The organism is Sphingomonas canaveralia (assembly GCF_047238125.1).
In the GTDB taxonomy this organism is placed as follows: domain Bacteria; phylum Pseudomonadota; class Alphaproteobacteria; order Sphingomonadales; family Sphingomonadaceae; genus JBDFMH01.
In genome coordinates this window covers 2547632-2561924 of record NZ_JBDFMH010000001.1, presented here as the reverse complement: position 1 = coordinate 2561924, position 14293 = coordinate 2547632, and the positions used below count along the sequence as shown (strand labels likewise).

13 protein-coding genes and 1 tRNA gene are annotated in these 14293 nt (G+C 68.3%); 9 read left to right on the top strand and 5 right to left on the bottom strand.

Translation table 11 applies throughout. From position 1 onward, the window contains the following. Positions 1-75 precede the first annotated feature (75 nt). A complete protein-coding gene (locus tag ABC347_RS12825; protein ID WP_413246108.1) occupies positions 76-1191 on the bottom strand; it encodes a hypothetical protein in 1116 nt (371 codons plus the stop codon). A gap of 88 nt (positions 1192-1279) precedes the next feature. Then, positions 1280-1777 (bottom strand): hypothetical protein, encoded by a 498-nt coding sequence (locus tag ABC347_RS12820; protein ID WP_413246107.1) that lies wholly within the window; start codon positions 1775-1777, stop codon positions 1280-1282. A 105-nt stretch (positions 1778-1882) separates the two neighbouring features. Here ABC347_RS12820 and nhaA point away from each other — a divergent pair, with 105 nt between their 5' ends. The 4 genes from nhaA (at position 1883) to ABC347_RS12800 (ending at position 6611) form a co-directional block, all read left to right on the top strand. Then, entirely contained in the window at positions 1883-3064 is a 1182-nt protein-coding gene (gene nhaA / locus ABC347_RS12815; protein WP_413246106.1) for a Na+/H+ antiporter NhaA, read from the top strand. Further along, on the top strand, positions 3058-4062 hold the full coding sequence (locus ABC347_RS12810; protein ID WP_413246105.1) for a histone deacetylase family protein: 1005 nt from the start codon (positions 3058-3060) through the stop codon (positions 4060-4062). The genes nhaA and ABC347_RS12810 overlap by 7 nt, the downstream gene beginning before the upstream one ends. Positions 4063-4142: 80 nt before the next feature. Beyond that, positions 4143-4334: a hypothetical protein gene (locus tag ABC347_RS12805; protein ID WP_413246104.1), complete on the top strand. Its 192-nt coding sequence runs from the start codon at positions 4143-4145 to the stop codon at positions 4332-4334. A 111-nt stretch (positions 4335-4445) separates the two neighbouring features. Further along, positions 4446-6611 (top strand): prolyl oligopeptidase family serine peptidase, encoded by a 2166-nt coding sequence (locus tag ABC347_RS12800; RefSeq protein WP_413246103.1) that lies wholly within the window; start codon positions 4446-4448, stop codon positions 6609-6611. 47 nt (positions 6612-6658) lie between these two features. Here the strand turns inward: ABC347_RS12800 and ABC347_RS12795 are convergent. Next, positions 6659-6733 (bottom strand) — tRNA-Gly (locus ABC347_RS12795). Between the two features lie 163 nt (positions 6734-6896). Here ABC347_RS12795 and ABC347_RS12790 point away from each other — a divergent pair. Beyond that, a complete protein-coding gene (locus ABC347_RS12790; RefSeq protein ID WP_413247061.1) occupies positions 6897-7793 on the top strand; it encodes a tetratricopeptide repeat protein in 897 nt (298 codons plus the stop codon). Next, positions 7793-8425: an LON peptidase substrate-binding domain-containing protein gene (locus ABC347_RS12785; RefSeq protein ID WP_413246102.1), complete on the top strand. Its 633-nt coding sequence runs from the start codon at positions 7793-7795 to the stop codon at positions 8423-8425. Before ABC347_RS12790 ends, ABC347_RS12785 begins: the two co-directional genes overlap by 1 nt. A gap of 4 nt (positions 8426-8429) precedes the next feature. Here ABC347_RS12785 and ABC347_RS12780 read toward each other — a convergent pair whose 3' ends face one another. Continuing rightward, entirely contained in the window at positions 8430-8849 is a 420-nt protein-coding gene (locus tag ABC347_RS12780; RefSeq protein ID WP_413246101.1) for a VOC family protein, read from the bottom strand. Between the two features lie 62 nt (positions 8850-8911). Between ABC347_RS12780 and lnt the strand changes: the two genes are divergently transcribed. Then, positions 8912-10417, top strand: coding sequence for an apolipoprotein N-acyltransferase (gene lnt / locus ABC347_RS12775; protein ID WP_413246100.1), 1506 nt, complete (start codon positions 8912-8914; stop codon positions 10415-10417). A gap of 62 nt (positions 10418-10479) precedes the next feature. Further along, a complete protein-coding gene (gene metK, locus ABC347_RS12770) occupies positions 10480-11694 on the top strand; it encodes a methionine adenosyltransferase (protein ID WP_413246099.1) in 1215 nt (404 codons plus the stop codon). A gap of 27 nt (positions 11695-11721) precedes the next feature. Here the strand turns inward: metK and ABC347_RS12765 are convergent, their stop codons facing one another. Beyond that, positions 11722-12540, bottom strand: coding sequence for a metallophosphoesterase (locus ABC347_RS12765; RefSeq protein WP_413246098.1), 819 nt, complete (start codon positions 12538-12540; stop codon positions 11722-11724). Positions 12541-12590: 50 nt separating this feature from the next. On the opposite strand from ABC347_RS12765, the gene ABC347_RS12760 reads away from it, so the two are divergent. Then, the gene (locus ABC347_RS12760; RefSeq protein ID WP_413246097.1) at positions 12591-14192 is read left to right on the top strand and encodes a cisplatin damage response ATP-dependent DNA ligase; all 1602 of its coding nucleotides are present in this window, start codon (positions 12591-12593) and stop codon (positions 14190-14192) included. Positions 14193-14293 lie beyond the last annotated feature (101 nt).

The following is a 14293-nucleotide window of genomic DNA, read 5'->3' as shown; positions in this document are numbered from 1 at the left end:
GCTTGAGCTCGTTGCCACAGAAACTCTCAACCAAGCGCGCGCTTTTTCGTATCCCGGAACGCGATCACAAAGCCCTTAAAGCCCCTTCCGCCCGAACAGCCGCGCCACGCCCGGGCGCTGCGGCGGCGGCGGGGTGGGCATCGGGCCGGTGCCTTTCGCGCGCACTTCGAAGCGGCCGCCGATGCGTTCCGCCAGCTTCCGCTTCTCGCGCCATTCGTTGACGAAGCCCATCTTTTCCCAATCATCGACCGGCATCAGATCGGCCGGCGGCACGCGATCGTCGAAGGCGCGCTCAGGCGAGACATAGTCAGGCGACACGAAGCCATGCTCGCGGAACATCAGCGGCTGCAGCTCATAGAGGGGCACGTCGTCCGCCGCGGCCGGCCGGTGCAGCACGCGATAGGACAGGCTGCGATCCTCGGGGCCGAACGTGTCGCCATCGGGGATGATATAGCCGTTTTCCGTGGTGGCGATCCGCAGAAAGGCCAGCAGCGTCTCGTAATTGGCGCTCCACGGCAGGATGCTGGGCTCGATCAGCAGCTCGCGGCCGATGAAGTGGCGCGCGCCGAAGGTGCGGATGCCGACCGCGGCCTTTCCACCCGGCCCGTTGCGATCCCCGAACAGCCAGGGATGGATGTGGAGCAGGCCGGGCGCGTCGCCGCGGGCATAGTCCTCGAAATGCTCCCCCGGGATCAGCTGGTTGCTCTGCGTCCAGTGGACCGCGGAGGGCCTGGCATGATCGAATGCGATTCGACTGATCATCGCGCACACGGCGAGCCGGCGGCGGAAATGCGCCAGCGAATGGCCTTCCGGCTCGCGGCCGATCTGCGCCATCAGCCGCGCCAATTCCGGCGAATTGCCCAGCGCGCCGTGCGAGACGTTGATCAGGATATGCGATCGGCTGCGCGCGATGCGATCCCGTATATCGGGGCAGACGATGCCGGTCACGGTCGAGCCGAGCACCTGGCCGAACACAGCGGGGTTGGCCGGATTGTCGCAATATTCCAGCGTGACCATCAGATTGTCGCCGCCGTAAAGGCGATGAAAGACGCCCGGCTTGCATTCAACCTGGTTGAAGCGTGCGCCGCTGCGCTGCCCCTCGGTCGCGGTGAAAGCGCGCATGATGGCGTCCAGCGTATCGACGCGCCGGTCGAACAGCAGGCAGGCCTGGATCTCGTGCGGATAGAGCATGGCAGTCGCGCCCTTCGCTGGGGTCAGCGTCGCTGTAGCCGGAAGAGGATGAGCGATCGGTAAACCCGGTCCCAGCGAGGCGCGCGGATCAGGCGCCGATCTTCGCCGCCAGAATCCACGCCCAGACCACCCCAGTCGCCACGCCGCCGGCCAACGTCGCCTGGACGGCGCGGCGGAGCAGGCGCGACTGGGTTTCGATCGAGTGCAGGAAGGCGGCGAGCAGGCGCTGACGCAGCACGTCGTCCGGTTCGCGGCCGTCGACATCGAATTCCTCGCCCAGCAGCACCGCACGCAGCGCGAGCCCGGCTGCAAGAAGGAACGGCAGCAGGCCGGCCAGGCTGGCGATCGTCGCGGCCGGCTGGCTCGCGGCATCCAGGCTGAGCGGCGCGCCGGGCGATGCCGACACCGGATGTGTGCCGATCGTGATCATCAGCGCATCGAACGCCAGCAGCGCGCCGAGCCGCACCGACAGGTCGAGGTCGCGGTTCTGCAGATATTCGAGATCGGCGATGAAGCCCGCATCGGGCACACCGTGATGGATGCGCTGAAAGGCACGCAGGCGCGTGCGGGAGGATCGGCCGGTCATGGTGCCAGGCTAATCCCGTTCGCGCTTTTTGTCGCTGCCCGCCGACTCGCGAAGCTCGAACCGTTTCCGGTTCACCTCTCCGCCGCGCCTGCCTATGGGTTCCCCATGTCCCGCCCCGCCCCCCGCCTGCGCCCCCTGTCCGTGATGCGCGCCTTTCTGCGGAAGGAGGCGGCGGGGGGGCTGTTGCTGATGGCGGCGGCGGCGGTGGCGATGGGGGTCGCCAATTCTCCGCTGGCGGAGGATTATTTCGGCGCGCTGCACGCCACTCTCGGCCCGCTCAGCCTGCATCACTGGATCAACGACGGGCTGATGGCGCTGTTCTTCCTGGTGGTAGGGCTGGAGATCAAGCGCGAGTTCGTCGACGGGCATCTGTCGAGCTGGGCGGACCGGAGGCTGCCGATGATCGCGGCGGCGGCGGGCATGGCGCTGCCGGCGGCGGTCTATCTGCTGGTGGCGGGCGGCGATCCGGCGCTGGTGCGCGGCTGGGCGATCCCGGCCGCGACCGACATCGCCTTTGCGATCGGGGTGCTGGCGCTGCTCGGCCGGCGGGCACCGGCCTCGCTGAAGCTGTTCCTGACGACGGTGGCGATCGTCGACGATATGGGCGCGGTCGCGATCATCGCGATCTTCTACACCGCCAAGCTGAACCTGGTGGCGCTGGCGGCCGCGGGTGCGCTGATGGGCGGGCTGCTGGCGCTGAGCCGTGCGCGGGTGATGCTGCTGTGGCCCTATCTGTTGCTTGGGGCGGGGCTGTGGGGGGCGGTGCTGCTGTCGGGCATCCATGCCACCATCGCCGGCGTGCTGCTGGCCGCCACCATCCCGATCCGCCCGAGCCCGGCCGCGCCGGATGATGCCACCTCGCCGCTGCACCGGCTGGAACATGGGCTGCATCCGTGGGTGGCGTTCGGCATCGTGCCGCTGTTCGGGTTCGCCAATGCGGGCGTGTCGCTGGCCGGGGTCGGCGTCGCGCAGGCGATCGCGCCGCTGCCGCTGGGAATCGCGCTGGGCCTGTTCCTGGGCAAGCAGATCGGTATCTTCCTGAGCGTGCGCGGCGCGGTGGCGCTGGGGCTGGGCGACCGACCGTCAGGGGCGAGCTGGCTGCAGGTCTATGGCGTGGCGCTGCTGTGCGGGATCGGCTTCACGATGAGCCTGTTCATCGGCGGGCTGGCCTTTGCCGATCCGGCCCTGGGCGATGCGGTGAAGATCGGCGTGCTGGGCGGATCGCTGCTGTCCGCGCTGGCGGGCTATGCGCTGCTGCGGATCGCGCCGCGGAGATTTCCATGCTGACCGTCTTCGATCCGCGCCAGCAGGCGCATGCGCCCGCGCAGGAACTGCACAATGGCAGCTGGTCTCCCCATGCCGACGTGGCCGCGCGCGCGGAGATGATCCTTGCGGCGGTCGGGCCGACGCGGCCCCCGCGCGATTTCGGGCTGGCGCCGCTGCTGGCAGTGCATGATGCCGGCTATGTCGATTTCCTGCAGACGGCGTTCGAACGCTGGCAGGCGGCGGGGCGGCCGGGCGAGGCGATCGGCTATGCCTGGCCGGTCGTGGCCAGGCGCCGGATCGCGCCCGATCGGATCGACGCGCTGCTCGGCCGGTACAGCTTCGATGCCGTGACGCCGATCGGGCCGGGCACGTGGGATGCGGCGCATGCCGGCGCGCAGACTGCGCTGGAGGCGCTGCAGGCGGTGCTGGACGGCGAGGACCGCGCCGCCTTTGCGCTCTGCCGCCCGCCCGGCCACCATGCCGGGGCCGATTATCTGGGCGGCTATTCCTATCTCAACAATGTCGCGATCGCGGCCGAGGCGGCGGTGCGCGCGGGTCGACGGGTGGCGATCCTGGATGTCGACTATCATCACGGCAACGGCACGCAGGATATCTTCTGGGATCGCGGGGAAGTTTTCTTCGCCTCGCTCCACGCCGATCCCGCGACCGACTATCCCTTCTACTGGGGGCGCGAGGATGAGACCGGCGGCGGGGCGGGCGCGGGCGCGACGCTGAACATCGTGCTGCCGCACGGTACCGCGATCGGCGCCTATCTGGCCGCACTCGATCGCGCGCTGGCCGCGATCCGCGACTTCGCGCCCGATCTGCTGCTGGTGTCGTTCGGGGCGGATACGTTCGTCGACGACCCGCTGTGCCACTTCGCGATCCGCACCGCGGACTATGCCGCGATGGCCGCGCCGATCGCGGCTCTGGGCCTGCCGACGGTGGTGGTGATGGAAGGCGGCTATGCGGTGGATGCGCTGGGCGCGAACGTGGCCGGCTTCCTCTCCACCTTCTGAACCTTGCCCCGCACGAGCAGAGTCGTTAACCATTTGCCCCGATATCAGCTGCCAGATGTGTCCGGGGGGATGCCTGTCCGATGATCGAAGCCGTCGTGTTCACCTATTCGATGCTGGCCACGTTCGTGATGAACAGCATCACCCGCAATCGCCGCGCCAACCGGCAGACCGCGCCCGTGATCGAGATGATCGGCTGGATGCTGGTCGCGGTGTCGATGACGCTGCCTCTGCTGATCGGCGCGGCCTACCTCTATGGTTCGCTGAGGGTCTGATCGCGGCGGCGCAGTGCCGCCGCCGGTGCCGGATCTGCCCTGTCGACAGACGCTTGCTATCATGCCAGCTTCCCCGGGATCGGCGCATCGCCGATCTGTCTGGGGGGACATATGGATCGTCGTGATTTCCTGTGCTCGGCCGCGTCCATCACGCTGCTGACCGTGCCCAAGCTCGCCTTTGCGCAGACCGCAGGCCCGCCTGTCGCCAAGACGGTCGATGCGGTCGATCGGCGGCTGGGGCTCACGCTCCCCGATCCCTATCGCTGGATGGAGGATCCCAAGGATCCCGACTGGGAACCATGGATGCGCGGGCAGGCCGCCTATGCGCGATCCGCGCTGGACGCGCTGCCGGGACGCACGGCGCTGGCGCGGCGGATCGGCGAGCTGACCGGCGACCTGCCGGTGGCGCTGCGGATCGAGCGGGTGGGCGAGCGCGTGTTCGTCGAATATCGGCCGGGCGGGGCCAGCGTGCCCAAGCTTTATGTGATCGACCGGCCCGGCGGCGAGCGCCGGCTGCTGATCGATCCCGAAGCCGCCAAGGACGGCAGCGGCGCGCATGTCAGCCTGGATTGGTGGCATGCCTCCAATGATGGCGCGTTGGTGGCGTACGGCCTGTCATCGGCGGGATCGGAAGAGTCGGTCGCACGCATCCTGCGCGTGGCGGATGGATCGCACTTTCCCGAAGCGATCGATCGCGCGCGCTTCGCCAATCCGCAATGGCTGCCCGACGGGTCGGGCTTCTTCTATGTCCGCGGTCGTGAAGGCGCGGTGCGCGGCGCGGCGGACTATTTCGCGAACACCGTCTGCTGGCTGCACAAGGTGGGCACCGATCCGAAGCAGGATCTGCGGATCGTGGGCGGCGGCGATACGGTCGACGGGTACAAGCTACTGCCGATCGACTTTCCGTTCGTCATCACGACGCCCGAATCGGATGTGGTCGCGTTGCTGCCCTATGGCGGCGTGCGGCGCGAGAATCCGATCCTGACGGCATCGCTGGCGGACGCCGCGGCAGGCAAGCCGCGCTGGCGCACGGCGGCGCGGATGGAGGATCAGGCCACGAGTTTTGCACTGCGCGGCCGGGATGTATTCGTTGTTTCGGAACGCGATGCGCCGCTCGGCCGGATCCTGCGGCTGGATGCGGCCGCCCCGGACATGGCCCGTGCCGAAGTGGTGGTGCCGGAAGGCAAGGCCCCCTTGGAAACCGCGGACACCGGGCTGATCGCAACCAAGGACGGCATCTATTTCGCACGGCAGAATGGTGGACCGATGACGCTGCACTGCTATGCGCCAGGCAAAGGGGTCGCCGATATCGCGCTGCCGTTCGATGCCGGCATCTATGGCCTGTACGGATCGACCGACCGCGACGGCATCGACATCCGGATGGCGGGCTGGGTGCAGCCGATGGCGATCTATCGCTACGAACCGGGCGGCCGCATCACCGACACCGGGCTGAGCCCCAAGCCCGCCTTCTCGACCGCGGCCTACGAATCAGTGCGGTTGATCGCCACCGCGCGCGACGGCACCAAGGTGCCGGTCTCGATCGTCGCCAAGCGGGGCCTGAAGCGCGATGGATCCGCCCCCGCGCTCGGCCAATGCTATTCGAGCTACGGGATCTCGGCCTCGCCCGTCTTCTCGCCCCGCTACATCGCTTTCCTGGAACAGGGCGGCGTGCTGTTCGAGGTGCATGCCCGCGGCGGTGGCGAATATGGTGCGCCCTGGTGGCGGGCTGGGCAAAAGGCCAACAAGCCCAACACCTGGCGCGATTTCATCGACGGATGCGAAGCGGTGATCCGTGCCGGCTGGACGAAGCCCGAGCGGCTGACGGTGATGGGCACGTCGGCCGGCGGCATCGCGGTCGGCAATGCGGTGGTGGAACGGCCGGACCTGTTCGCCGGCGCAGTCGACAATGTCGGCTGGACCAACACCGCGCGCGCCGGGATCGAGCAGAACAGTGCCCCCAACTTCCCCGAATTCGGCGATCCTTCCAACGATGCCGAATATCGCGGGCTGGTGGCGATGGATGCCTATCTGAAGATCAAGGACGGCACCCGCTACCCCGCCATCCTGGCGATGACCGGAATGACCGATCCGCGCGTGGCGCCCTGGCATCCGGCGAAATTCGCGGCCCGGATGCAGAAGGCATCGACCGGCGGGCCGGTGCTGCTGCGCGTGACGTTCGATGCCGGCCACGGCGTGGGATCGACCCGCCAGCAGAGCGACGAGCAGTGGGCGGACGTGTTCGCCTTCGCGCTGTCGCACGGCAGGGATCGCGGCTGATCTGGTGGAAGGCGGTGGGCCCGGGCGGGCCTGCCGCCGATACATGCTGGAGCGGGCGAAGGGATTCGAACCCTCGACCCCAACCTTGGCAAGGTTGTGCTCTACCCCTGAGCTACGCCCGCTCTGGCGTGGTCCGCCAAACCGGGAGCCCGGCGGCGAGGCGCGGCTATTAGCGTGACGTATCGCGCTCGGCAAGCCCGAATGCGGGGCTTGGCGAAAGCGCCCGCGCGCCCACATAAGGGGGACAGCAATCGCAAGGGATGATGCAGCGTGGCGACACTGGGGATGACCGCGGCCGAACGCGAGGCGATCGACGGCTTCAAGCGCGATGTCGTCGATCCGTCGATGAACGCGCTCGTCATCTTGGATTTCTGGGCGGAATGGTGCGGCCCCTGCAAGGCGCTGACACCGGTGCTGGAAAAGGTCGCTGCTGCCTATGCCGACAAGGGCGTGAAGCTGGTCAAGATCAACGTCGACGAGAACAAGGTCGTCGCCGCGCAATTCCGCATCCAATCCATCCCCACCGTCTATGCCGTTTTCCAGGGCCAGCTGGTGGCCGATCTGACGCAGGCGCGCAGCGAGAGCCAGCTGGGCCAGATGCTCGATCAGCTGCTGCGCCAGCTGCCGATCCAGGGCGAGGCGCAGGCGCAGGCCGCCGAGATCGAGCCGCTGGTTGCGATGGGCGACGAGATCCTCGAATCGGGCGATATCGAGCGCGCGCTTTCGATCTTCGGGCAGATCGTGGAGATGGCACCAGAGCATCCGGGCGCGGTCGCGGGTCAGGCACGCGCGCTGCTGGCGGCCGGGCAGGCGGATGCGGCGGAAGCGGCGCTGGACGCCCTGCCCGCCGATGCCGCCCGGGATGCCGCCGTCCAGCGCGCTCGCGCAGCGGTGACGCTGGCCCGCGAAGCAGTGCCGGTGGACGATCTCGAACCGCTGCGCGCGCGGCTGGCCGCCAATCCGGACGATCAGGATGCCGCCTATGAGCTGGCGGGCGCGCTGATGGCATCGGGCGATCGCGACGGTGCGGCCGATCTGCTGCTGGACAGCATCGCGCGCGACCGGACCTGGAACGAGGGCGCGGCGCGCGCCCGGCTGCTCAAGCTGTTCGAGGCGGTCGGGCTGGAGGATCCGTGGGTCGGCGGCCAGCGCCGCCGCCTGTCCGCGATCCTGTTCACCTGATGGCCGGATCGCGCCAGCGCCTGTCGATCTTTCCGCTGGCGGGGGCGCTGCTGTTCCCGCGCAGCCAGCTGCCGCTGCACATCTTCGAGCCGCGCTATCGGGCGATGGTGGCCGATGCCCTGGCACGCGACCGGCGGATCGCGATGATCCAGCCGCGCGATCGCGGCGAACCGCCGGCCTTGTTCGATATCGGCTGCATCGGCCGAATCGCCGATGTCGAAGCGCTGGACGACGGACGCTATAATCTGGTGCTGGAAGGCGTGTCGCGCTTCCGGCTGCTGCGCGAGTTGGATGCTGGCACCAGTTTCCGCCAGGTCGAGGCGAGCTGCGACGAGTTCGACGACAGCGCGGAGCCGCTGGCGTTGGCCGCGATCGTGCGCGCCGATCTGGAGCGTGAATCACGCCGTTTCGCCGAAGCGCGCGGCTATATGGTGGATTGGGATGCCGTCGCCCGGCTCGATGACGAGGCGTTGGTCAACGGCATCGCCCAGATCGCGCCGTTCGATGTCGCGGCCAAGCAGGCGCTGCTCGAATTGCCCGACATCCGTGCGAGGGCCGAACTGCTGGTGCAGTTCATGCAGTTCTTCGCGCGGCGCAACGACGATGGCGAGGACAGCGCGACGTTGCAGTAGCCTGTCAGCGCGCGAACAGCTGGCCCGGATCGGCGAACGCTTTGAATTCCAGCGCATTGCCGCTGGGATCCCGGAAGAACATCGTCGCTTGTTCGCCCGGCTGGCCCTGAAAGCGAATATGCGGGGCCACGCCGAACGGGATGCCGGCGGTGGCCACCCGGTCGGCCAGCGCCTGCCACTCGTCCATTGCCAGCACCACGCCGAAATGCGGCACCGGCACGTCATGGCCGTCGACCGGGTTCGACCCGGCATCGCCGCTGTGCGCCACCCGGTGCGCCACGATCTGGTGGCCATAGAGATCGAAATCGATCCAGCTTTCCGACGACCTGCCTTCCGGACAGCCGAGCACGCCCGCGTAGAAGGCGCGTGCGGCGGCCAGATCATGGACGGGAAAGGCGATGTGGAACGGGCGCAGCGCAGTCATGCCGTCTGATAGCGCAGCCCGTTCGCTTGCACCAAGCGCGCCCCGGCCCTAGCGCGACGCCGATGCCTGCCTCGCTCCATCTCCGCTGGATGCTCGCGCTGATCGCGGGCGCGCTGGCTGCCACCGGCTTCGCACCCTGGGGATTGCTGCCGGTCGCGCTGGCCGCGCTGGCGGGCTGGCTGCTGCTGGTGCGGGCCGCGCCCACGCTGCGCCATGCGCTGGCGATCGGCTGGTGGTTCGGCCTCGGCCATTTCACGATCGGGCTGAACTGGATCGCCACCGCCTTCACCTATCAGGCGGCGATGCCGGCCTGGCTGGGCTGGCTCTCGGTGCTGCTGCTGTCGCTGTATCTGGCGGTCTATCCCGCATTGGCGGCCGGGCTGGCGTGGCGCCTGGGGCGCGACCGCCCGATCGCCTTCGCGGCGGTCGCAGGGGCGGGCTGGATCGCAACCGAATGGCTGCGCGCGACGATGTTCACCGGCTTTGCCTGGAATCCGCTGTCGGCGATGCTCGCAGCCTGGATCGGCGCGCCGGTGATCGCCGGCGGGCTGTTCGCCATCGTCGGCAGCTATGCGATATCGGGGCTGCTGCTGTTCGCGGTCGGGCTCACGATTGCGGCCGCGGAGCCGCGGCGGCGGTGGCCGGCCCTGGCGCTGGCCGCACTGGTGCTGGTGGCGCTGGCCACGACGAGCTGGACCGTGCCGGCTGCCACGGGGCCGCGCATTCGCATCGTGCAGCCCAATATCGGCCAGCAGGACAAGTGGAAGCCGGGCTTCGAGGCGCGCAACACGCAACTGCTCGTCAACCTGTCGCGCCGTACATCGGACGAACCGCGGCTGCTGCTGTGGCCCGAGGCCGCCGTAACCGACTATCTGGAAGAAGAGCCGCGCGCGCGCCGCAAGATCGCCAGCCTGCTCGGCCCACGCGACCTGCTGCTGACCGGGGGCGTGGCGCTGGTGTTCGACGGGGGCAAGGTGGTGGCCGCGCGCAACAGCCTGTTCGCGCTCGATCCGGCAGGGCGGCTGCGCGGCCGGTACGACAAGGCGCATCTCGTGCCCTATGGCGAATATCTGCCGGCACGCCCGATCCTGTCGGCGCTCGGCCTGTCGCGGCTGGCGCCCGGCGATCTCGATTTCCTGCCCGGCCCGGGGCCGCGCACGCTGGCGTTGCCCGGTTTCGGACGCGCCGGCAGCCAGATCTGCTACGAGATCATCTTCTCCGGCCATGTCGTCGATCGCGGGGATCGGCCGGATTTCCTGTTCAACCCGTCGAACGACGCCTGGTTCGGCGCCTGGGGGCCGCCCCAGCATCTGGCGCAGGCACGGCTGCGCGCGGCGGAGGAAGGCATGCCGGTGCTGCGATCGACGCCGACCGGCATCTCGGCGGTCATCGATGGTGCCGGCCATGTCACTGCACATCTGCCATGGCGGGTAGCGGCAGTCATTGATGCGCGGCTGCCGGCCGCATTGCAGCCCACGCCATTCGCGCGCGGCGGCAACGCCATAGCATTTCTTGTCGCCGCGATGCTCGCCGTGCTCGCGATTGCCAGCCACCGCGCCGCCCGCTAAAGGGCCGCATATAACGAATCCTTTATATGCGGCTCGCACCCGCGCCCACCGGAAAGGCTAACATGCGCAGCACCTATCTCTTCACGTCCGAAAGCGTCTCCGAAGGCCATCCCGACAAGGTCGCCGACCAGATTTCCGATGCGATCGTCGATCTGTTCCTGTCGAAGGATCCCGAGGCGCGGATCGCCTGCGAGACGCTGACCACGACCCAGCTGGTGGTGCTGGCCGGAGAGATCCGCGGCAAGGGCATCATGGACGAGAACGGCAACTGGGCGCCCGGCGTGCCCGAGGAAGTCGAACAGGCGGTGCGCGATACCGTGAAGCGGATCGGCTATGAGCAGGACGGTTTCCACTGGCAGACGCTACGCTTCGAGAACAACCTCCACCCGCAGTCCGCGCACATCGCGCAGGGCGTGGATGCGAGCGGCAACAAGGACGAAGGCGCTGGCGATCAGGGCATCATGTTCGGCTATGCCGCCAACGATACGCCCGATCTGATGCCCGCGACGCTGGACTATAGCCACAAGATCCTGGAGCAGATGGCAGCCGACCGGCATGCCGGCGTCGCGCCCTTCCTGGAACCCGACACCAAGAGCCAGGTCACGCTGCGCTACAATGGCAGCAAGGCAGTCGCCTGCACTGCGGTCGTCGTGTCGACCCAGCATGGCAAGGGCTATGACGAAGGCGAGAAGGAAGCCGAGCTTCACGCCTATGTGAAGGGCGTGATCGCCAAGGTGATCCCGGCCGAACTGCTGAGCGACGAGACCGCCTATCACATCAACCCGACCGGCAGCTTCGAGATCGGCGGGCCGGATGGCGACGCGGGGCTCACCGGGCGCAAGATCATCGTCGACACCTATGGCGGCGCGGCCCCGCATGGCGGCGGTGCGTTCAGCGGCAAGGATCCGACGAAGGTCGATCGCTCGGCGGCCTACATCACGCGCTATCTGGCCAAGAACATCGTCGCGGCCGGCTTCGCCCAGCGTTGCACGATCCAGCTGGCCTATGCGATCGGCGTGTCGAAGCCGCTGTCGCTCTATGTCGACACGCACGGCACCGGTACGGTCGGCGACGACCAGCTCGAGGCTGCGATCGGCCGGATCGAGAAGCTGGGCGGGCTCACCCCGCGCGGCATCCGCACCCATCTCGGCCTGAACAAGCCGATCTACGCCAGGACCGCGGCCTATGGCCATTTCGGGCGCAAGGCCGACGGCGACTATTTCCCGTGGGAGCGCACCGACCTGGTCGATGACCTGAAGGCCGCGCTGGCGGCCTGATCCACGGCTGGCGCGCCGCTGCCCCAATCAGGGCGCAGGCGCGCCGATCCGGATCAGCCACATTTCGGGTGGCGCGCCGATCCTGAGCGGTAGCAGCGACGTGCCGATGCCGCTGGTGACGACTAGCTGGCGGCCCGATTCCGAAACGACGCCGCACGCATAGCGCCTGCCATAGCGCGACATGGTGGAGAGCGGACCGATCAGCGGCGGCGCGATCTGTCCGCAATGGGTGTGGCCGGCCAGCACCAGCGGCACGCCCCGCGCCGCCGGGAAGACATCGGGGCTGTGGCTGAGCATCAGGCGCGGCCCGCCCAGCGCGCGGGCCGCCGCGATCGTCTTTGGCACGTCGGCCCGGCCCGTGAAATCATCGTCGACGCCGGCGACCGCGATCGGGCCGCAGCGTGCGGCCGCATTCGCCAGCACGGTCACGCCGACCCCGCGCAGGGCCGTCGCCATGTCGGCCCCGCCGCGCCAGTGATCATGATTGCCGGGCACCGCGATCGTGGTTAGGCGCGGTCGCAGGCCGGCCAGCGGCGCCACCGCTTCGGCTGTCGGCACGTGGCGCGTCGCGACCATCTTGTCGCTCACCATGTCGCCCGCGATCAACACACAGTCGGGCGCCAGCGCGTTGGCCTGTGCCACGATCCGGGCCAGGCGGGCCGGCGGCATGTCCGGCTCCGCCACATGGATATCCGCCATCAGCAACAGCGTGATCGGCGGCCCGGTCCAGCCGGGCCAGCGCACCGCCAGCGTGCGGACGACGGGCGTGCGCACCGCCTCCGCATAGCCATAGCCCAGCAACGCCACGCCAATCAGCAGCAGTATCGCGATCGCTCGCTGGATCATCATAACTCCTTTGCCGGCACCGAAGCTGCGGGCGATCGTTGCGCTTGGCGATGCGCGACTTCTCCCAGCTCCTCGATGCGCTTGTCTACACAAGGTCGCGCAATGCCAAGCTGCGGCTAATCGGCGATTATCTGCGCCGCGTGCCCGATCCCGATCGCGGGTTGGCGATGGCGGCGCTCACCGGCACGCTCGATCTGCCGGCAGTCAAGCCGGCCGCGATCCGCGCGATCGTGGAGGAGCGCGTCGATCCGATATTGTTCGCGATGAGCCGCGACTATGTCGGCGACATGGCGGAGACGGTGTCGCTGCTGTGGCCGAAGCCGCCGGGTGAACCCGCCGAGATCGACGATGGCGCACTGCGGCTGTCTGCAGTCGTCGAGAAGCTGGCGACGCTCGGCCGAGCGCAGGCACCGCGGGCATTGGCAACGATGCTCGACCATCTCGATGCGTCCGGGCGGTTCGCGCTGCTGAAGCTGGCCACGGGCGGGCTGCGTGTCGGCGTGTCGGCGCGGCTGGCGAAGACCGCGCTTGCCGATGCGTTCGGGGTGGACGTGGACGAAGTGGAGGAGCTTTGGCACGGCGTCCGCCCGCCTTATCTCGAACTGTTCGCCTGGGCGGAAGGGAGGGGTGATCGCCCGGTACCGCGCGATGCGCCGGTATTCCGGCCGTTCATGCTCGCCCATCCGCTCGAGGAGACGGTGGTCGATCTCGCCGAATATGCCGCCGAATGGAAATGGGATGGCATTCGCGTACAGATCGTGCGGGCCGGCGGCGAAACCCGGCTCTACAGCCGTGCGGGCGACGATATCACCGGCAGTTTCCCCGATGTGGCGGCGGCCTTCACTGCCGATGCCGTGCTGGACGGCGAATTGCTGGTGAAGGGCGAAGGGCAGGGCGGCGCGGATGGCGCGGCCAGCTTCAACGCGCTGCAGCAGCGGCTTGGCCGCAAGGCCGTGACGGCCAAGATGCAGGCGGACTATCCGGCGTTCGTGCGGCTTTACGACATCCTGTTCGATCAGGGCGCCGATGTCCGCGCGCTGCCATGGTCCGAACGGCGGGCTCGGCTCGAGGCGCTGGTACCGGCACTCGATCCCGAGCGGTTCGATCTTTCCGCGCTGATCGCGGCCGACGATTTCGAAGCACTGGCCGGTATCCGCGGCGGCGCGCGCGATGCGGCGATCGAAGGCGTGATGCTCAAGCGCCGCGACAGCCCCTATGCCTCGGGCCGGCGGGTCGGGCTATGGTATAAGTGGAAACGCGATCCGCTGACCGCCGATTGCGTGATGATGTATGCCCAGCGCGGGCATGGCAAACGATCGAGCTTCTATTCGGACTACACGTTCGGCTGCTGGACTGCAGACCCGGCCGAGGGTGGCGAACTGCTGCCGGTGGGCAAGGCCTATTCCGGCTTTACCGACGAGGAACTGGCGTGGCTGGATCGCTTCGTGCGGACGAAGACGGTGCAACGCTTCGGCCCCGTCCGCGAAGTGGAAAAGACGCTGGTCTTGGAAGTTGCGTTTGATTCTATCCATGAATCCAAGCGCCACAAATCGGGCCTGGCGATGCGTTTCCCGCGCATCGCCCGTATCCGGCGCGACAAGCCGGCTGCAGAGGCCGACATGATCGAGACACTGCGCCGGATGATCGCGTAATCCAGGCGCCAAACCTTTCGCTTCGCTGACAATCCCATTCCGCGTCGATTAAACTGATCGCAGCTATTTCCCGTGCAACACTGAAGTTGTTGGGAGTGGTT